Here is a 23,832-nt window from a genome sequence, read left to right as displayed (position 1 = left end):
CGCCCCGGGGATACAGTCCCCGCGTGGACGCGCACGACCCACCGCCGGCGGCCGCGCCGCCGCTCGAGCGGCGGCCGGAGGACGAGCTCGAGGAGGTCCGCGAGCTCGTGGCCGGCGGCGCCCCACTGACCGGCTCGCTGGCCTCGCGCTTCTACCGCGCGGTGCACGCGCTCGACCCGGCCGCCACCGAGGAGTCGCTGGCGCCGCTGCCCGGCAACCGCGGCGTGCACCTCTACGAGACGCTGGTCTCGTGGGCGCCCATCGTGCCCGGCGAGCAGGTGGTCGACCTCGGCTGCGGCTCCGGCGGGGCCACGCGCGCCGCCGCCCGCCTGACCGGCCCCGAGGGCATGGTGGTGGGCATCGACATGAGCCCCGAGGCGCTCGACGAGGCCCGGTCGCGCACCGACCCGGAGCTGCCCGTGCTCTACCGGCGCGGCGACGTCCGCCGCCTCGGCACCGTCCCCGACCGCACCTTCGACTGCGCCCTGGCGAGCATGGTGCTCGACACCGTGGACGACCTCGAGCCGGTGCTCACCGAGGTCTTCCGCATCCTGCGCCCGGGCGGGCGGTTCGTGGCCTCGGTGACCGCCTTCGACCGCCTGCGCCCGATCGACGCCTCGTTCATGGGGGCGGTCATCGCCGTGGTCGGCCGCCATGCCCCGGGGGCGCTGGCCGGCCGCGCCAGCCGGGCCAGCATCCCGCACGAGCCCGCCGACGCCTACGCCTTCCGCGAGGTCGGCCTGGCCACGGTCGAGGAGCAGGACGTCCAGTTCGCCGTGGTGATGGAGGACGTCGAGGACGCCTGGGCCCTCTTCGGGCGCACCTACATCGCCCGGGTGCTCGGCGAGGAGGGCCGCGACGAGCTGCGCCGGGTGCTCGAGCGCCGCACCCCCCACACGCTCTACCTGCCGCTGCGCTTCCTGCGCACGCGGCGGCCCGGCTAGCGCGAGGCCGCGGCGCTCCTGAGCGGGGTGAGGCCGACGGCGGCCTCGTCGCAGTGCTCGGCGGCGCCGAGCCAGCGGCTGCCGTAGCGGCGCATGGCCTCCACGATCGGCACCAGGTCGGCGCCCTTGGCCGTCAGGCGGTACTCCACCCGCGGCGGCATCTCGGCGTACTCGCGCCGCTCCACGATGCCCTCCTCCTCCAGCGCGCGCAGCCGGATCGACAGGGTGCGCGGGCTGATGCCCTCCAGCGAGCGCTGCAGCGCGCTGAAGCGGCGCGGCCCCTCGGCCAGGTCGCGCAGCATCAGGAGCGTCCACTTGCCGGACACGATGCGCGCCGTGGCGACGACCGGGCATTCGGTCGCGGCGGGTTCCGCGGGTGCGAGGGCCCTCATGGTCGCAACGGACGATACCACCGCGTCACGAAATCCCCGAGCCGGCGCCGGGCGGGCGCTCAGGCGTACTGCTCGGCGGTGCGGCGCGCGGCGCCAGCGTCCAGCATCAGCTTGAAGTCGTGCGGGCTCGAGGCGGCCTCCATCGCGGCCGCCAGGCTCACCCGGCCGGCGGTCACGTGGCCGAACAGCGACTGGTCGAAGGTCTGCATGCCGTAGTAGTCGCCGTCGCGGATCACCTCGTGCAGGCGGCCCGTCTCGTCGGGGTTCACGATCATGTCGCGGGCCCGGCCGGTGGTGACCAGCACCTCGACCGCCGGCACGCGGCCGTGCCCGTCGAGCGTGCGCACGAGGCGCTGCGAGACCACCCCGCGCAGCGTGCCGGCGAGCATGGCGCGCACCTGGCCCTGCTGGTGCAGCGGGAAGAAGCCGATCGCCCGGTTGACCGTCTCGGTGGCGTCGAGGGTGTGCATGGTCGACAGCACCAGGTGGCCGGTCTCGGCGGCGTTGAGCGCCGTCTCCATCGTGACCAGGTCGCGGATCTCGCCGATCATGATCACGTCCGGGTCCTGGCGCAGCACCCGGCGCAGGGCGCTGCCGAACGACTCGGTGTCGAGGCCGACCTCGCGCTGGTTGATCAGCGAGGCGCGGTCGACGTGGAGGATCTCGATGGGGTCCTCGATCGTCACCACGTGCTTGTGCGAGGTGCGGTTGATCCGGTCGATCATCGCGGCGAGCGTGGTGCTCTTGCCGGACCCGGTGGTGCCCGTCACGAGCACGATGCCGCGCTCCTCGTCGGCCAGCGTGCCGACGACCGGCGGCAACGAGAGGTCCTCGATCGACAGCACCTTGAAGGGCACCACCCGCAGCACGAGGCTGATCGACCCGCGCTGGCGGAAGAGGTTGACCCGGAAGCGCCCCAGGCCCTCGCGGGCGTGCGAGAGGTCCGTCTCGCCCATCTGCTCGAGCTCCGCGCGCTTGTCGTCCTGGCCGCGCAGGATCTCGTCGGCGAAGCGCACGGTGTCGTGCACCGTCAGCGGCCGCACGCCGGGGATCGGCGTCAGCCCGCCGTGCACCCGCACCACCGGCCGGGCCGGCACCTTCAGGTGGAGGTCGCTCGCGCCCATCTCCACGGCGCGCGTCAGCAGCGCCTGGAGGTCGGGGCTCCCCGGGTCCGCGGTCTGGGTCACGCAGGCTCCTTCGGCAGGCGCGGGCCCCGGCATGAGCGCGGCGCCGACGACGTCCGTCCCCCGCGGCCGGGACGGGCCCCGGCGGCGCGCCCGCTAACGTCCAGGGCCGTGACCGCGAACAGACCCAGCCCCGGCCGCCCCCGCGTCCCCGGCCGGCGGCTCGCCGCCGTGCTCGTCGTGTGGGTGGTCGTCGCCGGCGGCGCGCTGCTGGGCGCCCGGGCGCTGGACGACCCGGTGGGCGCGGGCGAGCGCGACGCCGCCCAGCCGGCCGTGCCCGGCCCGGTGGTCACCACGCCGGAGGCGCCGGAGGGCGAGCACGGCGACCAGGGGGGTCTCGCCGGCCGGCTGCCGCCGCTCGCGGTCGTGCTCGACCGGCCGCTGCCGGCGGGCCTCGCCGACCTGCAGCCCGCCGAGCAGGCCGAGCGCCTGCGGGCCCTCGCCACCGCCGACGCCCCCGCGCGGCGCCACGTGGAGCTCGGCACCGTGCTGCAGCTCTCGGGCGACGACGATGGCGCGGCCGCGGCCTACCGCCGCGCCATCGCGATCGGCGGCGACGAGGTCGCGGCCCGCGTGGGGCTGGCGCTGGTCGGCGCCACGGCCGACCCGGCGGCCGGGCAGGCGGCCGCGACGCAGCTCGAGCGCCTGGCGCGCGCCCACCCGCGCAGCCAGCTCGTGGCGTTCAACCAGGGGTGGCTCGAGGTCTACCGCCGGCGCGGGGCGCAGGCCGCCCAGGCGCTGCGGCGCGCGGCGTCGCTCGGGCCGGGCACGCGCCTGGGCCTGACGGCCCGCGCGCTCGTCGAGGCTCTCGAAAACCCCCCGACCGGCCGAAACCCATGAGCACGACGCGAGTTCACCCGGTCCGCATTCCCGCTTAATCGCCGCTTAAGGCGGCCCTGGTTGGATCCGACGTCAGTGTGGGCAAAGAGGATCCCTACCGCCGTGAACCGGCCGGGGATCCGATCTGCCGAGGGGCCCGTAGAGAAGGTTGACGGCTCGGGAGCCGGATGCCGACCGACAGCTCGGAGGCTGGTGTCGTCCTTGACTTCAAAGAGTGAAGCGTTACCATCCCGAACGGGCGTTCGCAGTGGACGGCCGGCCGTGGGATGCGTGGATTCGGCCACGCGCTCCGATGGCGTCCAGCCGGAGGTGAGGACATGACGGTGAGTGAGATGGTCGAGCTGGAGGAGGTCCAGCAGCTGCTCGCACGCGGGCAGGAGCAGGGCTTCCTGAGCATCGACGAGGTCGCCAAGTCGGTCGAGGGCGTCTCCCTCGACGAGGGCGCCGCGGAGGAGCTGTACCGTCACCTCGACGAGCTCGGGGTCGAGCTGGTGGAGGATCAGGAGGCGCGCGACCGGCTGGCCGCGATCGCCGAGGCCGCCGACCGGCCGCCGCGCAAGCTCAACCTGAAGGCGGACACCAGCACCGACGCGCTCCAGCTCTTCCTCAAGGACGTGGGCCGCGTGCCGCTGCTCACGGCCGCCCAGGAGGTCGAGCTGGCCAAGCTCATCGAGCTGGGCGACCTCGGCGCCAAGAAGAAGATGGTCGAGGCCAACCTGCGCCTCGTCGTCTCCATCGCGAAGAACTACCGCAACCAGGGGCTGGCCTTCCTCGACCTGATCCAGGAGGGCACGCTCGGCCTGGTGCGCGCGGCGGAGAAGTTCGACTACCGCAAGGGCTTCAAGTTCTCGACCTACGCGACCTGGTGGATCCGCCAGGCCGTCGCCCGCGCGATCGCCGACAAGGGCCGCACCATCCGGATGCCGGTCCACGTCGTCGAGAAGCTCAACAAGATCAACCGCGCCGAGCGCAAGCTCGTCAGCGAGCTGGGCCGCGAGCCGTCCATCCCCGAGATCGCCGACGCGGTCAAGCTGCCGGAGGCGGAGGTCGAGTCGATCAAGCGCAGCGCGCAGACGCCGGTCTCGCTCGAGAAGCCGGTGGGCGACGACGAGGAGTCGGAGTTCGGCCAGTTCCTGGCGGACGAGAAGGCGGTCGCCCCCGAGGCGGCGGCCGAGACCGTCCTCCGCAACGAGGCCCTGCGCGACGTCCTCAACTCGCTCTCATACCGGGAGCGCCGCGTGCTGGAGCTGCGCTACGGGCTCGGCGGCGAGCACCCCCGCACGCTCGACGAGGTCGGGCGGACGTTCAACGTCACGCGGGAGCGCATCCGCCAGATCGAGAACCAGTCGCTGCAGAAGCTGGCTAGCCTCGCCGAGGCGCAGCGCCTGCGCGACGTCGCGTAGCGCCCCGCGCGCAGCGGACGAGGTGAACGACGAGGGGCCCGGCGACGGGCCCCTCGCTCGTTGCGGGGGTAGCATCGCGCCATGGCGTACGACGACGAGGAACCCGAGCCCGAGCCGCTGCGCGACCCGGAGAAGCTCGAGCAGTCCCAGGCCCGCATCCGCGAGCTCTACGAGGTGCGACGCACGGTGCTGCGGTGGGTCTACGCCGGCCTCGCGGTCCTCGTGATCGTCATCGTCGTCCTCGCCCTCACCCGCTGACGCCCCCGCCGTGACCGCCGGGATCGTCTCGGACCTCTGGCGCTTCCCCGTGAAGTCGTTCGGGGGCGAGCGGCTCCGCACGGCGTTCGTCGGGCCGTTCGGCATCCTCGGCGACCGCTGCCACGTGGCCGTCGCCGACGACGGCGAGACCCTCACCGCCCGCCGCGCGCGCCACATGCTCGGGTTCGCCGCGCGCTGCGTCGGTGCCCGGGCCGGCGCCGGGGCCGGCGTCGAGGCTCTGGCCGCGGCCGAGGCCGAGGCCGACGCCGCGGCCCGCGTCGAGGTCGGCGAGGGCGTCGAGGTCACCACCCCTGCCGGCCTCACCGTCCCCTGGGACGACCCCGCGGTCGCCGACGAGCTCGGCCGCACCCTCGGCCGTGGCGTCCGCCTGGTGCGCAGCCCGCTGGGCGTCCACGACGCCGCCCCCATCCACCTCGTCACCCTCGCCTCCCTCGCCGCCGCCGCCGGCTGGACCGCCGGCGAGCCGCTCGACCGCCGCCGCTTCCGCGCCAACCTCGTCCTCGAGACCGACGACGACGAACCCTTCGCCGAGGCCGCCTGGGTCGGCCGCACCGTCGCGATCGGCGACGACGGCCCCGAGCTGCGGATCGTGGTCGAGACCGAGCGCTGCGCCGTCACCACCTTCGACCCCGACACGCTCGAGCGCGACAACCGCGTCCTCGCCGGCCTGGCCCGCGACCGCGAGAACCTGTTCGGCGTCTACGCGCAGGTGACCCGTCCCGGCCGGGTGCGGGTGGGCGACCCCGTGCGCGTGACGGGCGGCGCTTGACCCTCGGGAGGCAGGCGCTACACTTCTTGGACCGCCGCGGGGTGGAGCAGTCTGGTAGCTCGTCGGGCTCATAACCCGAAGGTCGCAGGTTCGAATCCTGCCCCCGCTACCTCAGAAAGGCCCGGATTTCCGGGCCTTTCGTCTGTCCGGGGCCGATTTACCCCAGAGCCCCGAAAGCGTCCGAATACGGTGCGGGACGGTGCGGGAACGTCGTCGACGGTGCGGGAGACGGTGCGGGGAATCGCCCCGCACCGTCGTGACGTCAGCCTGCCCGCGTGCCACTCTTGTTCCGCTAACGGAGCCAGTGGTGCGCCATCGCATCGGCGTCAGCGTTGCCCGAGCAACCGAGTCTAGCGGGGTCGCCTCGCCGGTCGGCAGCGGCCCGGGGTGGTCGTCCTCGACCCGGCTCGCGGCGTCCGGCCGAGGACGCGCTCGCCGATACGGAGAAGCTGCGGGCGCGCCGAGGGGCTGGCCGTGGGTCAACTACGTCGATCCCCGGCTGGCGCAGCGTGCGCCGGGCCGGGGTTCTCAACCCGCTCGGCCCTGGGGCAGCGGCCACCCTCCCGGGCCTGAGCGGAAGCGAGCATGAGAGCACCAGAAGCGGTTCGCCCACCTAGCGCCGCAGGGGGCTGATCGGCCGCGCCTAGCTGCACCCCCTCGTCGCCCACCTGGCCGCCATGCGGCGCATCGGCAACGATTCCCCGCCACCGCGGCGATCGCCGCGGCGGCTCACGACGGCGCGGAGCTCTTCCCGGTAGATCGCCTCAAGGGCTACGAGCAAGCGGACGGGTTCGATGACGGCCGGTAGACGTACGCCCTCTCGCGTCCCCCCAGACGGTGAGCCCGGGAACGTGGTGTTGCGGGTCCCGGCGCCGGCGTGGTCGATCCCGCAGGCAAGCGGACTGGCCGCGCGTCGGCAAGCAGATACTGTGGTTGCACGCGCTCGAGCGCGGGTCAAACCGCCACGGCTCGGTCCTTGACGGTTTCTAGCGGAGCGCACCGTACCTTCGCGTCACGTCACGCCCTTCACCGACGTCGTAGTGATGCGGCTCAGCAAACACAGAGAGCGCGATCTCCGACCGCACGGCCGGAGTCGCTTCCTCCCATACACGCGCCAGGGTCTCGCCGGATAGCGTGCCCACTCTCGCGATGGAACGCATGGCGGCGACACGGCTCAGCGGCTTGTCTGCCCGATGCACGACAACCCGCTCAAGCGCATCGGCGAGACTCCCCACAACAACGCTCGGTCGCTCCTCCACGGCGGCGACGAGCCAGGCACTTATCCAGTCGCTCGTAGAAGCGTCAATCAATGGCGGCAAGACGCGCTCAAGATATTCACCTTCGGCATGGCGCAGGTAACCGCTGAATGCAGGCGCCAAACGTGGGAACCAGCTGAGGACTACCGCCACGTCGTCGCCTTCAATTTGTATGTCTGACCCCGAAAAGGCACTGAGCGCGTCACGGAGTTCCGTCTCCATTTCCGCTCGTCGCTCGCCTGGGACATCACGTCGCCTGACTCTCTCAACGATTTCGCTTAGCCGCGCGTCGTACAGATCGACAAGCTGAGGAGCAAGTTGCGCTCTAAGGTCCTCGATCAGGTCCGGAAGGGGGGTCTGGCCATGATAGAAGACCGACCATAGCTGCTCCTCCGGTACACCCTGCTGCCGGAGTCGTTCAATGATCTCATTGGTATCGCCTTCGAGGATGGCATGGCCGGCCGCTTGCCTGAGCCGCTCCAGATGTCGCTCGATTCGGTTCTTCCTGGGCCGCTCAAGGCGCCTGAAGGTTTCAGCCTTCAGCACGAGCGTCTTATCTCCATTGAGGCGGAGGCCGAGTGTTTGTAGCCATTCCTCCAGCGTGGCAAGTCGTCGCCGAGCGTCGTCGATAGACGTCGCGGGAAACCAGTAGTCGTCGCCCACCCGAGTCCAGTCCCACCGGTCCAGTTCGAGTCTCAGGTCTAGCGGTGCGACATACACGCCAGCGAAGACATCGCTCGCAGCAACGCCTTGCGGCAACCCAACCCCGCTCGCCATTATTGCATCGAGGAACGTCCGAACGGCCCTGGGCGCGTCTTGGTCAGTGCTTGGAAAGTGGTAATCGAGGAGTTCCGCCAGGAGGGCATGGTCGACTGACTCGTAGAAGGCCTCGACGTCCGCGCGCACAACGTAAGGCGCGGCCCACGTTGCTACGGTCTCATTGATCGGGGTGAAGCGGCCCCATCGCCGGCCGCGCGGCCACCGCGCCGCCTTCGGCAAGCGCTCTACGAGCGCATCTTCATAGACGGAGGCGAGGCTCTCGAAGAGAAGGCGGTCATTCCACGCAAGGAGCGCCGCTGGACGGGTCGTAAAGGGGTCCTTTGGAACTCGAAAGAAGTCAGCAGGTGTGGGCTCCGCCGTGCCTGCTCTGATTGTTGCCGCGGCTCGGTGCGCTAACTCACTCAGTAGCTCCGCGGAGACACGGGCGATCGGCCGCGGCGGCAGAAGGTCACTAGGCCTTTGAGCAAACTCCGCCGAAAAATGGACAACGTCTTCGGTGAGGACATGGGCCGCATGGACGGCGGCCATGCGGGGCGCATCCCACGAAAGAGACTCGGGGAGAGAAGAGCCCAGAATCAGGTCGAGCGCAAGCTGGGCGTTACGCTCCAGGGCGGGATCCTGCCTGCCGCTGGCGTTCTCGGCGCGCATACGCTCTACGTGGACCTGGAGCTCCGAGCGCTCGAGACCTCTCGTTTGCAGCGCGGAAAGGCCGGCCGCGATCGCCTCAAGGGAAGCGCCGCCCGCCAATAGCTCACGGAGATCCTGCACGCTTTCGACGGTTGCCCGGTCAGCGTGCCGCCGCTCCAGGTCACCGGGCATGCAGTGTCCAGTCGTCGCGGGTGGCCGCGAGATCGCAGCGGTACTTTGAAAGCGCGACTGCGGTCACCGGCTCGATCTGACCGTGCTTGGTCGAAGTCTGACGGTAGGCGAGCGGGTCGTCGATTCGCTCTCTTTCGATTCGCCAGACGGGCTTCGTACCCGTGCCATCGAGCGACGCTGGGCGGTGGTTGATGTGCAGGTTTCTCGGCGTCCGTGGCGCAACGCTCATGCCTCGCCCGGGGCCGACCACGCCGGCCGAATCCGGCCTGACATCGATGCCCTCCCGAACGCCTAGGTCTTCGTCTCCGATGATGGGCTGCTCCCCGTCGTCCGCCATCGCTCTGAAGAGAATTTCGCCCGCCTCCTCAGCGCCGCGCGACTGGGCAAGCGCGAGTGCTGGCCGATGACGCTGCAGTCGCCTTTCGGGCGAGGCGGGCGCTCGCGTGATCGCAGCCCACAGCGCATCGATGGACCGCGGCGGTGTTGGGGCGGGGGTTGTGCCCATGCAGGCGACTTTACCGCCCAGACGGCGCTGTCGATCTGGGGTCTCTCCGAGGGGGCTCCTTGGCGCTGCTCGGCGGCGGATCCATCGCCCAGCCTGTCGCCGTCCTGCGCGTATGCGACAGTCTCGGAGTGCCCATGATCGAGCACATCGACATTCTCAACTGGCGGTCCATCCGCCGCTTGAGGATCACCCCCCGCCCCCTGTGCGCGTTGGTGGGCCCCAACAACGCGGGGAAGTCGAACATTCTTTCCGCTCTCGACTTGGTTTTCGGCAGTCGATACCCGAGCGAAGCCTCGTTCAACGACGAAGACCGCTGCTTCGGCGACCGTGCGCTGCAGCCGGAGATCTGCGTGAGATGGACGACGGCCGAGACGCCCACGCCCGTTGATTTCTCCTTCCATAAAGGCTTCGATGATCCGGCGCTCACGCTGCATAAGGGCAACGCGAGCGGCGGTTGGAGTAGAGGCGTGTCGCGCGAAGAGTGGCGGCGCTTCTCGCTATTACGAATTGGCACGGATCGTCGTGTCTCTCAGCAGGCGCCGACGAACCGCTGGTCCCTGCTAGGGCGCCTCCTGCAGGATGTTGACGAGGAGTTAAACGCCTCAAGCGAGCGCCTTCAGGACTTTGAGGACGCTCTAGAGCGACTGCAGCACGACGTGCTCCAAGCTACACCGAGCTTCGACGTCCTGCGCACAGCGCTCAAGCGCAACATGGCGGAGCAGCTTGGGCACGGTATCGACGATATCGACGTAGATCTTGCCCTGAAAGACCCGTGGAGCTTCTACCGCCTGCTGCATCTAATTTTCGTGGAGTGCGGGATGCGGATGCGTGGCGACCAAGGGGGCGCGGGTCTACAGTCTCTCCTCGTGATTGGCATCGTGCGGACGTACGCCGCCTTGGCGCGTGGCGACCGAGCGGTCATCGCGATCGAAGAACCCGAACTCTTCCTTCACCCTCAGGGGGTGCGAAGGCTCTATCGCTTACTCAGAGAACTAGCTTATCCAACAGACGGGCGCGAACCCCTGCAGGTCTTTTACACCACACATTCAGCGTCGATGCTCGATCTGGCGCATTTCGATGAGATAGTACGCGTTAGAAAGCGCATAGGGCCGGCTGGATGGGGCACCGACGCGCTCCAAGTGAGCGTCGAGAGCGTGATCGAGGCGCAGAAGAGCAGGCGAAGGGATTCATCGGAGGCGGCCCTGCGCGCTCACCTTGGCAGTTGGCTCGATGACCGTCGTTCCGAGGCTCTGTTTGCCTCCGCAGCCCTGCTTGTCGAGGGGCCGACCGAGGCCCTTTGCTTCCCGATTTTTGGGCGCGCCGCGGGCATCGACTTGGACGAAATGAACGTCGCCGTCGTGCCGGTTGGCGGTAAGGCCGCGCTTGCCAGCGTGCGCGACGTTCTCGCCTCGTTCGAGATTCCGTGCTTTGTAGTGGCCGATGCGGACGGACGCTGCCGGCCGGACCAGGTCCAGAGAAACCTGGAGCTGAACAGCGTGCTCATTCGACAGGCTGGCGCTCAGTTCGACCCGTTCCCCCCCACCACCGTCAGCGAATCCGTCGCGCTCTGGGAGAACGATTTTGAAACGATGCTCGCGGAAGAGGTTCCGAGATACCGCGAGCTGGTCCGCGACGTTGCCAGCGAACTTGGCACCTCTTCGAAGTCGCCGGCGGCCTCGGCCCGCTGCGCCTCAATACTGGCAAGCGAGGGTCGGCTTCCGCCTTCCGTTCTGACCGTCCTCCGGAACGTTGCGGAACTGAGTATGCGCGACCGTGAAGCGCCAGCGACGACAGACTGAGCCAAGGCCTATGGTCGGCTCGGGGATCGTCGAGGCAACGGCTCCTGCCTCTTAAGGGCGGATCTCGTCGTCAGACCTGGCTTACCTGTGATGGTGTCCGCGAGCGAGTTCTGTCGGCCGGACGTCCGGACACGGGGCCGCCGCATCACGGATGCCAGTGTGTGGTCCGTTCAAGATCGTGTCCGTTCGGCGTCCGGGTGGGGTGACAGGACAGCGGGGGCGGGCGTCCAGCGTGAGCAGCCCGGACGGCCCCCAAGAGGCCGGCCGGGCGTCCTCGCACTCGCGATGGACCTCGTCGCGTGGTGCGTCGTCGCCGATGTCGTCGCCGGGGGGGTGGAAACCGGCCGGCTCCTGCATCTACGAGGTGATGGGACCGCATACCGTTCACCGGAGGGGTGTTCGTGGCCGTTCCCATCACCTGCGTCGTCATCGCCCCCACACCCCGCCTGCAAACGCTCGGGGCGCCGTTCGGACTGTGGCCGGTCAGAGGGTTCCCCTCGCCCGCATCGGTGTGCGCTCATGGCGCCGGCCCATGAGCGAGCTGCCTCCGGTGATCGGCGTGCCCGAGGTGATGGCGCGCTACGGATTGCGCGACCGGCGCGCCGCGCGCCGGCTGATGGACGCCGCAGGTGGCTTCCTCGTCGCCGGGCACCTGGTGGTGCGCGTCGATGACCTCGCCGCCTGGGAGCGCGCCCAGGCGGCGGCGCGCCGAGCGCCCGTGCAGGCCGCTCAGGCGGCGCGGAACGGCCGACGAACCCACGGGAAGGCCGCCGCTACCTCCACTGGCCCGCGCGCGCCTCTGGCGCCCGGCTGGTGGCGCGACGACCGCCCCGCGGCCTAACGTCGTGGCCCACCAACCAGAGCGCCCGGGTGCCGCCCGGCGCCCGGGCCCGGACCCCGGAGGTGTCGCCATGTCCGATCCCCCCGCCGGCCGCGCGCGTCGCGGCTGGCGCGAGCCGCTCGAGCCCGGGCTGTACCGCGCGCACCGCGTCGGCTGCCCGCGTTCGACCGACCGCAGGCCGAAGGGCCGTTGCGACTGCCCGCTGCAGGCGAAGGTGCCCGGGCACTCGTTGGGCACCACGCGGATGGTCACCCTGCACGGCACGCTCGCCGAGGCGCGGGCCGAGCGCCGCCGGCTGCTGGCCGCCGGCCGGCCGGAGCCGCCGCCCGTCGCCCTGGAGCCCGGCACGCTCGACGAGTTCGCCGCGGCGTACCTGCGGGCGCGCTCGGCGGTGCTGACGCCGGCGGCGATCTACTCGACCGAGGAGTCGTACCGGCTACGCGTCTCCCCCGCCCTCGGCCACCTGCCATTGGCGGAGATCACCCGCGAGCGCGTCGAGCTCTTTGTCGGAGAGCTGATCGCGTCGTCCTCGAGCCGCCGGATGGTCACCAAGACCGTGGAGGCGCTGCGCGTGATCCTGGCGATGGCGGTCGAGTGGGGCCGCATCCCCGCCAACCCGGCGACCCGCATCCGACTGCCGGCCCGCGAGACGCACAAGGACCAGGCAGTCGAGCGGGTACTGACGCTCGAGCAGCTGCGCCTGCTGGTCGCAGAGGGGGCGACCACGCTCGCCCACCGGACGCTCATCCGGGCGGCCGGCGAGGCGGGCCTCCGCCGGGGCGAGCTGATCGGCCTCCGCTGGCCCGACGTGGACTTGCCGGCCCGGCGCCTGAACGTGCGCCGCTCGGTCTGGCAGGAGCGCACCGGCCTCGAGCGTGGCTGGCGGATCGAGAAGCCGACGAAGGGGCGCCGGCAGCGGGCGGTCGCGATCTCCGAGGACCACGCGCGCGGCCTGGCCGACCTGTACGCCGCCTCGGTCGTTGAGGGCGGCGCCGACGCGCGCGGGTTCGTCTGGCCAGGCCGGGCCGGCGAGCCGATGGCGGCCGACACGCCCACCCAGGTCGTCGAGCGGACGCAGCGGCGCGCGGGCCTCGTGGACGCGGAGGGCCGCCCGCTGGTGACGCTCCACGGCCTCCGGCACACGGCCGGCTCGCTGATGCTCGCCGCCGGCGTGCCCCTGATCGTGGTCTCGCGGCAGCTGGGACACGCCAACCCGAACATCACCGCGCAGGTGTACGCGCACCTGCTGTCCGACTCGCAGCTCGACGCCGCGGCGGCGGTGTTCGACGCGCCGGAAACGACGCGGACGGTGCGGGAGACGGTGCGGGAAACCGCGCCGGGCGCGGAGAACCGCATGGTAAGCGGGATCACGGACGAGGAGCCGTCGGGCTCATAACCCGAAGGTCGCGGGGTCCGGGTCCTCCGCCCGTGACGCGCGGCCAGCACGGAGGGCGGGCCGTCGGTCGGGTCAGGGGCGGATTCGTGCGGAACCGCGCGCGTCGCCTGCGATACGGGTGACCGCGCCGGGGCCGACTCGGCATACGATCGCCGTCGTGGACGCACTGCTGGAGCGCGGTCGCGAGCTCGACGAGATCGATGCCCACCTCGAGCGGGCCGCCGCGGGCCTGGGGCGCGTCGTCGTCGTGGAAGGCCCCGCCGGCATCGGCAAGAGCCGGCTGCTCGCCGAGGCGCGGCGCCGCGGCGAGGGATCGATGCGGGTGCTCGCCGCCCGCGGCAGCGTGCTGGAGGGCGAGTTCGCCTTCGGCGTGGTCCGGCAGCTGCTGGAGGGCGAGCTGGCGGCGCCGGAGCGGCGGCGGGCGCTGCTCGCCGGGGCGGCGGCGCCGGCGGCGGCGGTGTTCGGCGACCCGGACGCCGGCGCGGGCGAGGGCGGGGACGGCGGGGGCGCCTCGTTCGCCTCGCTGCACGGGCTCTACTGGCTCGTGCTCAACCTGGCGGAGGAGGGGCCGCTGCTCCTGGTGGTCGACGACCTGCAGTGGTGCGACCGGCCGTCGCTGCTGTTCCTCGCCTACCTGGCGCGCCGCCTGGAGAGCCAGCCGGTCCTGCTGCTGGCGGGGCTGCGGGAGGCCGAGCCCGGCACCGACCCGGCGCTGCTCGGCGAGATCGCCAACGACCCGGCGGCGGCGGCCGTCCGGCCGGGCCCGCTGAGCGCGGACGGGGCGGCGGCGCTGATCGGGGAGCGGCTGGGCGCGGCGCCCGACGGCGCCTTCGTGGCGGCGTGCCACGCCTCGACGGGCGGCAACCCGCTGCTGCTGAGCCAGCTCGTCACCGCGCTGCGCGCGGACGGCGTGCACCCGCGGGCGGACGAGGTCGGGCGGGTGGCGGAGATCGGGCCGCGCGCCGTGTCGCGCACGGTGCTGCTGCGACTGGCGCGCGCGCCGGCCGGGGCCCGCTCGGTGGCGCGCGCGGTCGCCGTGCTGGGCGACGGTGCCCCGCTCTCCGCTGTGGCGGCGCTGGCGGGCGTCGACCCGGCGCAGGTGGGCGAGGCGACGCGCAGCCTCGCCCGCGCCGAGATCCTTCGCGCCGAGCGGTCGCTGGGCTTCGTGCACCCGCTGGTGCGCGACGCCGTCTACCACGAGCTGCCGCCGGGGGAGCGCGAGCTGCAGCACGCCCGCGCGGCCGCCATCCTGCGCGAGGGGGGCGCGCCCACCGAGCAGGTGGCCGCCCAGCTGCTCCACGCCCCGCCGGGCGCCGAGCCATGGGCGGCAGGGTTGCTGTGGGAGGCGGGCCGCGCCGCCATGCGCGCCGGGGCGACCGACAGCGCGGTGGCCTACCTGCGGCGCGCGCTGGACGACGCGCCCGCCGAGGCCGACCGCGGGCGCCTGCTGCTGGAGCTGGGCGCTGCGGAGGCGATGACCAGCGGCCCCGCCGCCGCCGGGCACCTGGCCCGCGCCTACGAGGAGCTGCCCGACCCGGTGGAGCGGGCGGCGGCGGCGGGCCTGCTGGGCCGGACGCTCACCTTCACGGGCTCCCCGGACGAGGCCGCCGCCGTCGCCCGGCGGGCCGCGGCGGAGCTGCCCGACGAGCTGGCCGACCTGCGGATGCAGCTCGAGGCCCTCCAGCACATGACGATCTTCTTCGGCGCCGGCGACCCGCGGTCGCTGGCGGCCCTGCGCGAGCACCGGCGGCGTCCGCGGGGCGGCGCCGGCGCGAAGGCGCTGGCCGCCATGGCCGCCTGGGAGGCCGTCTGCACCGACGGCGCCGCGGCCGACTGCGCGGAGCTGGCCCTCGCGGCGCTCGAGGGCGGGGAGCTGCGGGACGCCGACCCGGCGCTGATCCCGCTCGCCGCCATCGTGGCGCTGGTCGCGACCGACCGCCCGGAGGTGGTCGCCATCTGGAGCGACGCCCTGGCCGACGCGCACCGGCGCGGATCGCTGCTGTCCGTCTCGTCGCTGCACCTCTGGCTGGGGCTCAGCCACCTGCGCCGCGGCGACCTGGTGGCCGCCGAGGAGTCGCTGCGGGCCGCCGAGGACGAGTTCGGCCGGTGGGGCCACGACAGCTACGCGAGCGCCAACAGCCGCTCGTTCATGGCCGACGTCCTGCGCGAGCGCGGCCGCCTGGAGGAGGCCGCCGGGTGGCTGGAGCGGGTCGGGCCGGTGCGGCCCCGCTCGCACGCGGCGGGCATCTGGCTCGGTGCCCGCGCGGCGCTGCTCACCGCCACGGGCCGGGCGGAGGAGGGCGCGGCGGCGGCCGACGAGCTGGCGGCGCACTGCGCGCAGATGCCCGACCCGGCGCGGCTCTGGTGGCGATCGCTGAAGGCCGAGGCGCTCGACCGCCTCGGACGGCGCGAGGAGGCGATCGATCTGGTGCGGGAGGAGCTCGAGGCGACGCGGGCCTTCGGCGCCCCCTGGTCGCTGGGGCGGACGCTGCGCACCCTGGGCACGCTCGAGCGCGAGGAGGGGCTCGACCGGCTGCGCGAGGCGGTGGCGGTGCTCGAGGGCTCGACGGCCCGGCTGGAGCACGCCCGCGCGCTGGCCGCGCTCGGCTCCGCGCTGCGGCGGGCGCGCGACCCCGCCGGGGCGCGCGAGCCGCTGCGCCGCGCGCTCGAGCTGGCGGGCGCCTGCGGCGCGGACGGGCTCGCCGAGCGGGTGCGCTCGGAGCTGCGCGCCGCCGGCGTCCGCCCCCGGCGCGACGCCCTGAGCGGGGTCGCGTCGCTGACGCCCGGCGAGCGTCGTGTGGTCGATCTTGCGGCGGCCGGGCACAGCAATCGCGACATCGCCCAGGAGCTCTACGTGACCCCGAAGACCGTCGAGGTCCACCTCTCCAACGCCTACCGCAAGCTGCGCATCGGCTCGCGCCGCGAGCTGGGGCGCGCGCTCGCGATCCCCTAGGGGGACCCGGCCGAAACCTTCGGGTCGCCGCTCCGGGACGCCCTCGATGCCCGCCCGCCCGCCCCGCGCGGATGCTGGCCCCGGCATCGAGCGAAAGGAGCCCCCGATGGGCACCACCACCCACAGCGCGGCGGGCCTCGGGCGCGTCGTCCGCCCCGGCGACCCCGACTGGAACGCCGCCCGCGCGACGTTCAACGTGCTGATCGACCAGCGGCCCGAGGCCATCGCCTTCCCGGCCGACGAGCGCGAGGTCGCCGCCGTGATCGCGTACGCCCACGGGCGCGGCCTGCGCGTCGCGCCCCAGGCCACGGGCCACAACCCCGGGCCGCTCGGGTCGCTGGAGGGGACGCTGATCCTGCACACCTCCGCGCTGACCGGCGTGTCGATCAACGCGGCGGCACGCCGGATGCGCGTCGGCGCGGCCACGAAGTGGGAGGCGGTCACGCCGCGGCTGTCCGAGCTGGGGCTCGCCGCGCTGCACGGCTCCTCGCCCGACGTCGGGATCGTCGGCTACTCGCTGGGCGGCGGCATCGGCTGGCTCGCCCGCAGGCACGGCATGCAGGCGAACGCGGTCACCGCCGTCGAGCTGGTCACCGCCGAGGGTCACCTGGTGCGGGCCGACGCGGCGCACGAGCCCGACCTGTTCTGGGCGCTGCGCGGCGGGGGCGGCAACTTCGGCGTCGTCACCGCGATCGAGTTCGAGGTCCACCCCGTGCGCGAGCTCTACGCCGGCACGATGTTCTTCCCGGTCGAGCGGGCCTCCGAGGTGCTGCAGGCGTGGACCGGGCTGCTGCCGGGGCTCCCCGAGGAGATCACCTCGTGGGCGAGCGTCATGCACTTCCCGCCGCTGCCCGAGGTGCCCGAGCCGGTCCGCGGGCGGTCGTTCGTGACCGTCATGGCGGCGTTCCTCGGCACGGAGGCCGACGGGCGCGAGATGCTGCGGCCGCTGCGCGCCATGGGCCCCGAGATGGACAGCTTCGCGACCCAGCCGCCGATCGCGCTCGCCGAGCTGGCGATGGACCCGCCCGACCCGCTGCCCTATCGCACGACCACCGCGCTGCTCGACGACCTGCCGCCGGCCGCGATCGAGGAGCTCACCCGGATCGCCGGCCCCGGCTCGGCGCTCACGCTGCTCCAGCTGCGGCACATGGGCGGCGCGCTCGCCCGCCGCGAGCCCGGCGCCGGCGCGCGCGCGACCCTGCCCGGACGCATCGCGCTGTTCGGCCTCGGGATCGTCCCCCACCCCGGCGCCGAGGAGCCGGTGGCCGCCGAGCTGACGCAGGTCGCGGCCGCCGTCGCGCCGCACCACGTGGGCGACTACCCGAACTTCGTCGAGGAGCCGGCCGACGCGAGCGCGTTCTTCGACCCGGCCACCTGGGCGCGCCTGCGCGAGGTCAAGGCGCTCTACGACCCGCACGACCTCTTCCGGGGCAACCACCACATCCCGCCCGCGGAGCACGCCTGAAGCCCGCTGCCGGCGACCGGTGCGCGGCCGGCCCGGGTGGGCGCCGGCCGCGTCCCGGCCGGGCCGGCGGGACCGGGGCGTCCGGCGGCCCGCCTGCGGGCGGCCCGCCGGACGGGTAGGGTGGCGCCCATGGCGAGCTACGACTACCGATGCGAGCGCGACGGCGTGTTCGAGCTGACCCTGCCGCTCGGCACCGCGCCCTCCAGCGCCCCGTGCCCGGAGTGCGGCGAGGACGCCCCGCGCGTCTTCGCGGCGCCGCTGACGACCCCCATCACGCTCGACAGGAGCGGGCCGGGCGGGATGACGCCGATCCCGGCCCCGCCGGGCGCCCGGCCGCCGGGCGGGATGCCGGGCGGCCTGCCGATGACGGCGCCGATGCGGAGCATGCCCCGGCCCTGACCGCCGGCGGCGGTCCCGCGGCACGCACGGGGACGGAGGAGTCGCGGGTACCACCACGGTGTGACGGCCGGGCCGCCGGGTCGAGCCCCCAGGGCACCCTGGCGCCGGGCGACGGCCACGGCGACTGACGGAGGAGGCCATGCCGAAGCGCGACGACGCCGCCGAGCGGTCCACCGACGGGCCGAAGCTGCTCTCCGGCGGCAACCCCCAGGTGCCGAAGGGCGAGGGCGACGGGCCGGTGCAGACCTACATCGCGGCGATGCCCGGCTGGAAGCGGGCGGTCGGCGAGCGGCTCGACGGGCTGATCGCCGGCGCGGTGCCCGGGGTCCGCAAGGCGGTCAAGTGGAACCAGCCCTTCTACGGCGCGGAGGACGCGGACGGGTGGTTCCTCGCCGTCCGCTGCTACACGAGGTACGTCCAGGTGCAGTTCCTGCGCGGCGCCTCGCTCGACCCCCTGCCGCCGAAGCGGTCGAGGCACGAGGAGGTGCGCTACCTCGACATCCACGAGGACGACGAGATCGACGAGGGGCTCCTCGTGGGCTGGATCGAGCAGGCGAGCCGCCTGCCGGGCGTGGCGATGTAGCGGCGCCGCGCCCGGCGGGCGGCCCGTCGTCAGGCGCGCTCGAGGTGGGTGGCGAGCTCGACGGGGTTGCGGACGCAGTAGGCGCCGGGGCAGCGCTCGTCGGCCAGGCGCTTGAGCTCCTCCAGCCGCTCGGCGGGGGCGTCGGCGTCGACCTCGAGGTACCAGTCGATGCGCTCGACCGGCGGGTTGCCGGTCACGCCGAGCGCGCGCGACTGGTCGACCTCGGCCTCCGCGCGCGCCCGCAGGCCCCGCAGCTCGACGCCCTGGCGGGCGGCCTCCTGCGCGAAGGTCATGGCGTAGCACGCCATGCCGCCCCAGAAGCAGTAGGCGAGCGGGTTGGGCGCCGAGCCGGTGCCGCCCATGGGCGGCGGGAAGTCGGCCTCGAACCTGACGGGGTCGCCGCCCGGGACGGGGATCGACGCCGTGAACTGCGGGCCGCCGCCGGTCTGCCACTCGCCCTCGAAGCGCACCGGCTGCCGGACTGCGGCGGGATCGCCGGTGGCCCTGGCGATGGTCGCGTTGAGGGCGTCGACGTCGACGTTGTGCATGGTGCCTCCAGGTGGGTGGTCGGAGTTCAGGACGCGCCCGGCGGGCCGCCGAGGAACGCCACGGAGACGAGCAGGTACGCGGCCACGGCGACCACGAGCAGCGCGAAGCCGCGGCCGAGCAGCCGCTGCGGGATGCGGCCGGCGATCGAGGCGCCGGCCACGGCCCCGGCCGCGCAGGCGATCGCCAGGACGGTCGTGACGTCGGCGTCGGCCGAGCGCCCGGCGATCAGGTGGGCGCCGAGGCCGAGCAGCGACGTGGCGGTGATGATCGCCAGCGAGGTGCCGACCGCGGTGCGCATGGTGAACGCGAGGGCGATCGCGAGCGTCGGCACGATCAGGAACCCGCCGCCGACGCCGAACAGGCCGGTGAGGAACCCGACCGCGGCCCCCGCGACGATGTCGCGCGGCAGGCGCAGCGGCGGGCAGGCGCCCGTGCGCTCCCAGGGACCGTCGGGCTCCGGCCCCCGGTCGTCGCTCTTGCGCCAGGTGGCGTGCGCGGCGGCCAGCATCACCAGGGCGAAGCCGCCGAGCAGCAGCGATCCGCCGACGGCCTCGCCGGCGAGCGTCCCGAGCGCGATGCCCGGCACCGCCGCGGCGGTGAACGAGCCGGCGTGGCGCCAGCAGACGCGGCCGGCGCGCGCGTGGCTCAGCCCGCCGGCGACCGCGCCGACGGCGACCACCAGGAGCGAGGCGGTGGTCGCCTCGGGGACGCTCTGGTCGAGGACGTAGACCAGGATGGGGACGGCGAGCACGGACCCGCCGCCCCCGAGCGTGCCGACGGCCAACCCCATCGCGAGCCCGAACGGGATGGCCAGCAGCACGCCGGTCAGCTCGTCACGGACCGCTCGGTCGGCCAGCCCTCGCGCTCCCACAGCGGAACGCCGCCGTCGACGACGTGGATGACCCGCCCTGCGCCGAGGGCCTGCAGCAGGCTCGCGGCCACGGCGGAGCGCTGGCCCGAGCCGCAGACGACCGCGACCGGCCCGGCGGGGTCGATGCCCTCCGGCACGCCGCGGATGTCGTGGTAGGGCCGGTGGACGGAGCCGGGGATGTGCCCGTCGTCCCACTCGCTGCGCTCCCGGACGTCCAGGATCTGCAGCCCGTCGCGGTCGCGCTCCCAGCGCTCGTGCAGCTCCGGCACGGTCATCCGCTCCGTCCGCTCCACGTCGAGCGTCTCCTCGCGCCACGAGGTCATGCCGCCGGCCAGGTAGCCCGCGACGTTCCGCAGGCCGACGGCGCCGGCGAGGTGGGCGGCCGCGACGGCGTCGCCGTCGTCGCGGCCGACCAGCACGAGCGGCTGCTCGGGCCGCGCCAGCCACGCCAGCTTCGAGCCGAACCCGGCGCGGCGGGCGGTGATGGACACCGCCCCCGGGATGTGGGCCTCGTCGAACTGCCGCTCGGTGCGCACGTCGACCACCAGGGCCCCGTCCGCCCGCGCCTGCCGCACCTGCCGCGGCGTGAGCGGGTGCGCCTCGACGGACTCCTTCACCAGCGGGCCGCGGTTGAGCGCGACGATGTTGCGGAAGTTCGGCGGCTGCGGGCCGAGCGCCGAGGTCGTCCGCTCGACGAACTCGTCCTCGTCGGCGATGCGCAGCAGCTCCTGGTTGGCGCGCTCGAAGCCGATCGTCGAGGCCACCTTGAGGTCCATGCCCGGTCCGCCGCAGAGCGACCCGCCGAGGTGCCCCGGCCAGACCTCGGCGGTGTCGGGCAGGCGCATGAGCGTGTCGTGGAGGGAGTGGAAGATGCCGCGCGCGCCCTCCTCCGTGTCGACGGCGAGGTCGGGGCGGGCGATGTCGCCGACGAACAGCGTGTCGCCGGTCAGCACCGCCCACGGCTCGTCCGAGCGCGCCCTGTCGATGAGCGCGAACGCGGTGTGCTCGGGGCGGTGCCCGGGCGTGTGCAGCGCGCGGACGGTCAGCGCGCCGATGCGCAGCTCCCAGCCGTCGTCGAACGGCTCGTGGTCGTAGTCGGGCGCCGCGTCGCGGTGGATGTGGATGGTCGCGCCGGTCGCGGCGACCAGCCGCCCGTGCCCCGAGACGTGGTCCGCGTGGTTGTGGGTCTCGAGGACGTGCTCGATGCGCACGCCGAGGTAGCGGGCCAGGCGCAGGTACTCGTCGATGTCGAGCCTGGGGTCGACGACCGCGGCGACGCCGGCCTCCTCGTCGCCGATGAGGTAGCTGGCGCAGCCGAGGTCGTCGTGCGTGAGCTGGCGGAAGATCATCGGGCCTCCCCGGGGACGGTCGTGTCCAGGCCGTGGCGCTCCCAGGCCCGCATGCCGCCGGACACGTTGCGGGCGTCCAGACCGACGCGCCGCGCGAGCGCCGCGGCCATCGCCGAGCGGCGGCCGCTCTGGCAGATGAACGCGACGGGGCGGTCGGCCGGCAGCCGGCCGAGGCCCTCCTCGAGCCGGCCGAGCGGCAGATGCCGCGATCCGGGCGCCGCGCCCCGCGCCCGCTCGGAGGGCTCGCGGACGTCGACCAGGACCAGCCGGCCGGACCGCTGCCCGGCCGAGGCCTCGACGACGTCGATCGAGTGGCCGCGCGTGAACAGCCCCATCACGCGTGCCCGAAGCGGACGTCGGGCAGGACGCGGCTGAGCGACCTGGGCATCCACCACGCCCACCGGCCCAGCAGCCGCAGGGCGACCGGCACGAGCAGCAGGCGCACCAGCAGGGCGTCGAGCAGGACCGCGATGCCGAGGATGACGCCCATCTCCTTCGGCGGCAGCGGGCCGCTCAGCGCGAAGGTGAAGAACACGGCGACCATCACGGCGGCGGCGGCGAAGACGACGCGCCCGGAGTGGGCGACGCCGCCGACCATGGCCTCGCGCGGGTCCTTGCTGCGGTCCCAGTGCTCCTTGGCCGAGGAGAGCAGGAACACCGTGTAGTCCATCGAGATGGCGAAGACCATCGCGAAGAAGAACACCGGCGCCCAGGCGTTGAGGAAGCCCTGCGGCTCCAGGCCGAGCAGGCCGGCCAGGTGCCCCTCCTGGAAGATCAGCCGGGCGACGCCGAACGCCGCGCCGACCGCCAGCAGGTTCGTCACCACGCCGACCGCGGCGAGGATCGGCGCCTGCAACGCGACCAGCAGCAGCAGGAAGCCGAGCGCGAGCACGACGCCGATCACGAGCGGCGTCTTCGCGGCGAGCGCCCCCTCGAGGTCGTGGTTCTCGGCCACCGCGCCGCCGACGAGCGCGCCCTCGGGCAGCTGGTCGCGGAGGCGGTCGATGGTCGCGCCGACCGCCGGGTCCGACGGGTCGTGCCGCGGCACGACCTGGACCATCACGCTGCCGCCGCGCCCGGACATGGCGGGCATCACCTGGGCCACGCCCTCGTCGGACCGGGCGACCGCGGCGACCCGCTGCGCGTCGGCCGCCGGCGCGACGATCTGCAGGGAGCCGGGCGCGCCGGGGCCGAAGGCGTCCTGCACCTGGGCGTAGGCGACCCGGGAGCCGTCGCCCTCGGGCACGACCTTGATGGACGGCATGCCGGTCTGCAGCCCGAACACCGGGATGCTCAGCGCGACCAGGGCGACGACCGCCGCCGCGCCGTAGGCGACCGGACGGCGCCACAGCCGCTCGCCCCAGGCGGCGAACCTGGGCGAGCGGTGCTCGCCCGAGTGCACCCACGGCAGCGAGAGCTTGTCCACCCGCGAGCCCAGCTTCGCGAGCACCGCCGGCAGCAGCGTCAGCGTCGCCGCCAGGATGAAGATGACCGAGAGCATGATGCCGAGCGCCATCGAGCGGAAGGCGGGCGACGGCACGAGCAGCACCGCGCTCAGCGAGATCAGCACGGTGAGCCCGGAGAACAGGACCGCCTTGCCGGCCGTGTCCATGGTCTCGGCCACGGCGTCCTCGACGGGCTCCTCCGAGCCGAAGAACGCCCCGCGGAAGCGGTAGACGATGAACAGCGCGTAGTCGATGCCCAGCGCGAGCGCGAACATCAGCGCGAAGTTCATCGCCCAGATCGAGATGTCCATGAGCTGGGTGCCCAGGTACAGCGAGCCGGCCGACGCGACCAGGCCGAGGATGGTGAGCATCAGCGGCAGGCCGGCGGCCACGAGCGAGCCGAAGGCCAGCAGGAGGATGCCGAGGGTCACCGGCCAGGAGATCAGCTCGGACGTCATCATCGCGGCCTTGTTGGCCTCGTTGAAGTCCGACCACATGCCGGACGCGCCGGTCAGGGAGACCTGCACGCCGTCGGCCGGCAGCGCGGCGAGCGGCCCCTTGAGGTCGTCCGCGGCGCGCACCATCTCGTTGGAGTCGGTGCCGGCGCCCGCCTGGATGACGGCGGTGTGCCCGTCGCGCGAGATCGACTGCCCCGGCCGCGGCGGCACGACCTCGGTCACCCGGGGGTCGGCGGCCAGCGTCCGCTGGGCCTCGGCGACGACCGACCGGAAGGCGGGGTCGGCGACGGTCGCCTCGTCGGAGTGCACGACGACCATCAGCGCCGACGACGACAGGCCGCCGAACTCGCGGTCGACGGTCTCGCGCACGCTGAGCGACTCGGACCCGGCGGCCTCCCAGCCGGCGCCGGACAGGGCGTGCTCGGCCCTCGGCGCGACCACGCCGAGGCCGACGGCGATCACCGCCCAGGCGATGGCGACGAGGCGGAAGTGGCTCGCGGTCCATCGGCCGAGGCGGCCGATCGGACCGTAGGAGGCGGAGGACGACATCGGC

The 23,832-nt window shown here is 73.5% G+C and carries 21 protein-coding genes and 1 tRNA gene; 13 read left to right on the top strand and 9 right to left on the bottom strand.

All coding sequences use genetic code 11. The annotated features are described in order from the left end of the window. Nucleotides 1-23: 23 nt before the first annotated feature. Nucleotides 24-944: a class I SAM-dependent methyltransferase gene (locus ITJ85_RS03650; RefSeq protein WP_217915001.1), complete on the top strand. Its 921-nt coding sequence runs from the start codon at nucleotides 24-26 to the stop codon at nucleotides 942-944. On the opposite strand, the gene ITJ85_RS03645 is transcribed toward ITJ85_RS03650, so the two are convergent. Both ITJ85_RS03645 and ITJ85_RS03640 read right to left on the bottom strand, forming a co-directional pair. After that, a complete protein-coding gene (locus tag ITJ85_RS03645; protein WP_217915000.1) occupies nucleotides 941-1,336 on the bottom strand; it encodes a winged helix-turn-helix transcriptional regulator in 396 nt (131 codons plus the stop codon). The genes ITJ85_RS03650 and ITJ85_RS03645 overlap by 4 nt on opposite strands. A 59-nt stretch (nucleotides 1,337-1,395) precedes the next feature. Then, a complete protein-coding gene (locus tag ITJ85_RS03640) occupies nucleotides 1,396-2,523 on the bottom strand; it encodes a type IV pilus twitching motility protein PilT (protein WP_217914999.1) in 1,128 nt (375 codons plus the stop codon). 108 nt (nucleotides 2,524-2,631) lie between these two features. On the opposite strand from ITJ85_RS03640, the gene ITJ85_RS03635 reads away from it, so the two are divergent. The 5 genes from ITJ85_RS03635 to ITJ85_RS03615 all read left to right on the top strand — a co-directional run bounded on the left by ITJ85_RS03635 (nucleotide 2,632) and on the right by ITJ85_RS03615 (nucleotide 5,920). Further along, nucleotides 2,632-3,360 (top strand): hypothetical protein, encoded by a 729-nt coding sequence (locus ITJ85_RS03635; protein ID WP_217914998.1) that lies wholly within the window; start codon nucleotides 2,632-2,634, stop codon nucleotides 3,358-3,360. 317 nt (nucleotides 3,361-3,677) lie between these two features. Further along, nucleotides 3,678-4,763, top strand: a complete 1,086-nt coding sequence (locus ITJ85_RS03630) for a sigma-70 family RNA polymerase sigma factor (protein ID WP_217914997.1) — start codon at nucleotides 3,678-3,680, stop codon at nucleotides 4,761-4,763. 81 nt (nucleotides 4,764-4,844) lie between these two features. Next, nucleotides 4,845-5,021 carry a hypothetical protein gene (locus ITJ85_RS03625; protein WP_217914996.1) on the top strand — a complete coding sequence of 59 codons (177 nt, stop codon included), beginning with the start codon at nucleotides 4,845-4,847 and terminating at the stop codon, nucleotides 5,019-5,021. A 10-nt stretch (nucleotides 5,022-5,031) separates the two neighbouring features. Beyond that, nucleotides 5,032-5,811 carry an MOSC domain-containing protein gene (locus ITJ85_RS03620; RefSeq protein WP_217914995.1) on the top strand — a complete coding sequence of 260 codons (780 nt, stop codon included), beginning with the start codon at nucleotides 5,032-5,034 and terminating at the stop codon, nucleotides 5,809-5,811. Nucleotides 5,812-5,846: 35 nt separating this feature from the next. Then, nucleotides 5,847-5,920: transfer RNA gene (locus tag ITJ85_RS03615), tRNA-Met, on the top strand. Nucleotides 5,921-6,797: 877 nt separating this feature from the next. On the opposite strand, the gene ITJ85_RS03610 is transcribed toward ITJ85_RS03615, so the two are convergent. Together ITJ85_RS03610 and ITJ85_RS03605 are read right to left on the bottom strand one after the other, a co-directional pair. Next, nucleotides 6,798-8,666, bottom strand: a complete 1,869-nt coding sequence (locus ITJ85_RS03610) for an RNA-directed DNA polymerase (RefSeq protein WP_217914994.1) — start codon at nucleotides 8,664-8,666, stop codon at nucleotides 6,798-6,800. Continuing rightward, nucleotides 8,656-9,171: a hypothetical protein gene (locus ITJ85_RS03605; RefSeq protein ID WP_217914993.1), complete on the bottom strand. Its 516-nt coding sequence runs from the start codon at nucleotides 9,169-9,171 to the stop codon at nucleotides 8,656-8,658. The genes ITJ85_RS03610 and ITJ85_RS03605 overlap by 11 nt, the downstream gene beginning before the upstream one ends. Nucleotides 9,172-9,230: 59 nt before the next feature. Between ITJ85_RS03605 and ITJ85_RS03600 the strand changes: the two genes are divergently transcribed. From ITJ85_RS03600 to ITJ85_RS03570, 7 genes are all read left to right on the top strand, one after another. Then, complete coding sequence (locus ITJ85_RS03600; RefSeq protein WP_217914992.1) at nucleotides 9,231-10,970, top strand: ATP-dependent nuclease; 1,740 nt, start codon at nucleotides 9,231-9,233, stop codon at nucleotides 10,968-10,970. Between the two features lie 532 nt (nucleotides 10,971-11,502). Beyond that, nucleotides 11,503-11,811, top strand: a complete 309-nt coding sequence (locus ITJ85_RS03595) for a hypothetical protein (RefSeq protein ID WP_217914991.1) — start codon at nucleotides 11,503-11,505, stop codon at nucleotides 11,809-11,811. 70 nt (nucleotides 11,812-11,881) lie between these two features. Continuing rightward, nucleotides 11,882-13,207 carry a tyrosine-type recombinase/integrase gene (locus ITJ85_RS03590; protein ID WP_217914990.1) on the top strand — a complete coding sequence of 442 codons (1,326 nt, stop codon included), beginning with the start codon at nucleotides 11,882-11,884 and terminating at the stop codon, nucleotides 13,205-13,207. 157 nt (nucleotides 13,208-13,364) lie between these two features. After that, complete coding sequence (locus ITJ85_RS03585) at nucleotides 13,365-16,160, top strand: helix-turn-helix transcriptional regulator (RefSeq protein WP_217914989.1); 2,796 nt, start codon at nucleotides 13,365-13,367, stop codon at nucleotides 16,158-16,160. 106 nt (nucleotides 16,161-16,266) lie between these two features. Beyond that, nucleotides 16,267-17,625, top strand: a complete 1,359-nt coding sequence (locus tag ITJ85_RS03580; RefSeq protein ID WP_217914988.1) for an FAD-binding oxidoreductase — start codon at nucleotides 16,267-16,269, stop codon at nucleotides 17,623-17,625. A gap of 129 nt (nucleotides 17,626-17,754) precedes the next feature. Then, nucleotides 17,755-18,024 (top strand): zinc ribbon domain-containing protein, encoded by a 270-nt coding sequence (locus ITJ85_RS03575; protein ID WP_217914987.1) that lies wholly within the window; start codon nucleotides 17,755-17,757, stop codon nucleotides 18,022-18,024. A gap of 139 nt (nucleotides 18,025-18,163) precedes the next feature. Beyond that, nucleotides 18,164-18,607, top strand: a complete 444-nt coding sequence (locus tag ITJ85_RS03570; protein ID WP_217914986.1) for a DUF1801 domain-containing protein — start codon at nucleotides 18,164-18,166, stop codon at nucleotides 18,605-18,607. A gap of 29 nt (nucleotides 18,608-18,636) precedes the next feature. Here ITJ85_RS03570 and ITJ85_RS03565 read toward each other — a convergent pair whose 3' ends face one another. From ITJ85_RS03565 to ITJ85_RS03545, 5 genes are read right to left on the bottom strand one after another with little or no spacing between them, the layout of a single operon-like run. Continuing rightward, entirely contained in the window at nucleotides 18,637-19,155 is a 519-nt protein-coding gene (locus ITJ85_RS03565) for an OsmC family protein (protein WP_217914985.1), read from the bottom strand. A 26-nt stretch (nucleotides 19,156-19,181) separates the two neighbouring features. Continuing rightward, a complete protein-coding gene (locus ITJ85_RS03560) occupies nucleotides 19,182-19,976 on the bottom strand; it encodes a sulfite exporter TauE/SafE family protein (protein WP_217914984.1) in 795 nt (264 codons plus the stop codon). 5 nt (nucleotides 19,977-19,981) lie between these two features. Then, nucleotides 19,982-21,376: an MBL fold metallo-hydrolase gene (locus tag ITJ85_RS03555; RefSeq protein ID WP_217914983.1), complete on the bottom strand. Its 1,395-nt coding sequence runs from the start codon at nucleotides 21,374-21,376 to the stop codon at nucleotides 19,982-19,984. Beyond that, nucleotides 21,373-21,711, bottom strand: coding sequence for a rhodanese-like domain-containing protein (locus tag ITJ85_RS03550; RefSeq protein ID WP_217914982.1), 339 nt, complete (start codon nucleotides 21,709-21,711; stop codon nucleotides 21,373-21,375). Before ITJ85_RS03550 ends, ITJ85_RS03555 begins: the two co-directional genes overlap by 4 nt. Beyond that, complete coding sequence (locus tag ITJ85_RS03545; protein ID WP_217914981.1) at nucleotides 21,711-23,828, bottom strand: MMPL family transporter; 2,118 nt, start codon at nucleotides 23,826-23,828, stop codon at nucleotides 21,711-21,713. Before ITJ85_RS03545 ends, ITJ85_RS03550 begins: the two co-directional genes overlap by 1 nt. Nucleotides 23,829-23,832: the final 4 nt, after the last annotated feature.

The organism is Miltoncostaea marina (assembly GCF_018141525.1).
Lineage (GTDB): Bacteria > Actinomycetota > Thermoleophilia > Miltoncostaeales > Miltoncostaeaceae > Miltoncostaea > Miltoncostaea marina.
The sequence above is the reverse complement of the archived record's forward strand: the minus strand, read 5'-3'. Positions and strand labels throughout refer to the sequence as shown.

Excerpts from the sequence above, each read along its gene's own strand:
- ITJ85_RS03575 (WP_217914987.1), top strand. The coding sequence starts at position 17,755 with ATGGCGAGCTACGACTACCGATGCGAGCGCGACGGCGTGTTCGAGCTG.
- ITJ85_RS03590 (WP_217914990.1), top strand. The coding sequence starts at position 11,882 with ATGTCCGATCCCCCCGCCGGCCGCGCGCGTCGCGGCTGGCGCGAGCCG.
- ITJ85_RS03605 (WP_217914993.1), bottom strand. The coding sequence starts at position 9,171 with ATGGGCACAACCCCCGCCCCAACACCGCCGCGGTCCATCGATGCGCTG.
- ITJ85_RS03610 (WP_217914994.1), bottom strand. The coding sequence starts at position 8,666 with ATGCCCGGTGACCTGGAGCGGCGGCACGCTGACCGGGCAACCGTCGAA.
- ITJ85_RS03595 (WP_217914991.1), top strand. The coding sequence starts at position 11,503 with ATGAGCGAGCTGCCTCCGGTGATCGGCGTGCCCGAGGTGATGGCGCGC.
- ITJ85_RS03570 (WP_217914986.1), top strand. The coding sequence starts at position 18,164 with ATGCCGAAGCGCGACGACGCCGCCGAGCGGTCCACCGACGGGCCGAAG.
- ITJ85_RS03550 (WP_217914982.1), bottom strand. The coding sequence starts at position 21,711 with ATGGGGCTGTTCACGCGCGGCCACTCGATCGACGTCGTCGAGGCCTCG.
- ITJ85_RS03630 (WP_217914997.1), top strand. The coding sequence starts at position 3,678 with ATGACGGTGAGTGAGATGGTCGAGCTGGAGGAGGTCCAGCAGCTGCTC.
- ITJ85_RS03555 (WP_217914983.1), bottom strand. The coding sequence starts at position 21,376 with ATGATCTTCCGCCAGCTCACGCACGACGACCTCGGCTGCGCCAGCTAC.
- ITJ85_RS03645 (WP_217915000.1), bottom strand. The coding sequence starts at position 1,336 with ATGAGGGCCCTCGCACCCGCGGAACCCGCCGCGACCGAATGCCCGGTC.
- ITJ85_RS03625 (WP_217914996.1), top strand. The coding sequence starts at position 4,845 with ATGGCGTACGACGACGAGGAACCCGAGCCCGAGCCGCTGCGCGACCCG.
- ITJ85_RS03580 (WP_217914988.1), top strand. The coding sequence starts at position 16,267 with ATGGGCACCACCACCCACAGCGCGGCGGGCCTCGGGCGCGTCGTCCGC.
- ITJ85_RS03565 (WP_217914985.1), bottom strand. The coding sequence starts at position 19,155 with ATGCACAACGTCGACGTCGACGCCCTCAACGCGACCATCGCCAGGGCC.
- ITJ85_RS03545 (WP_217914981.1), bottom strand. The coding sequence starts at position 23,828 with ATGTCGTCCTCCGCCTCCTACGGTCCGATCGGCCGCCTCGGCCGATGG.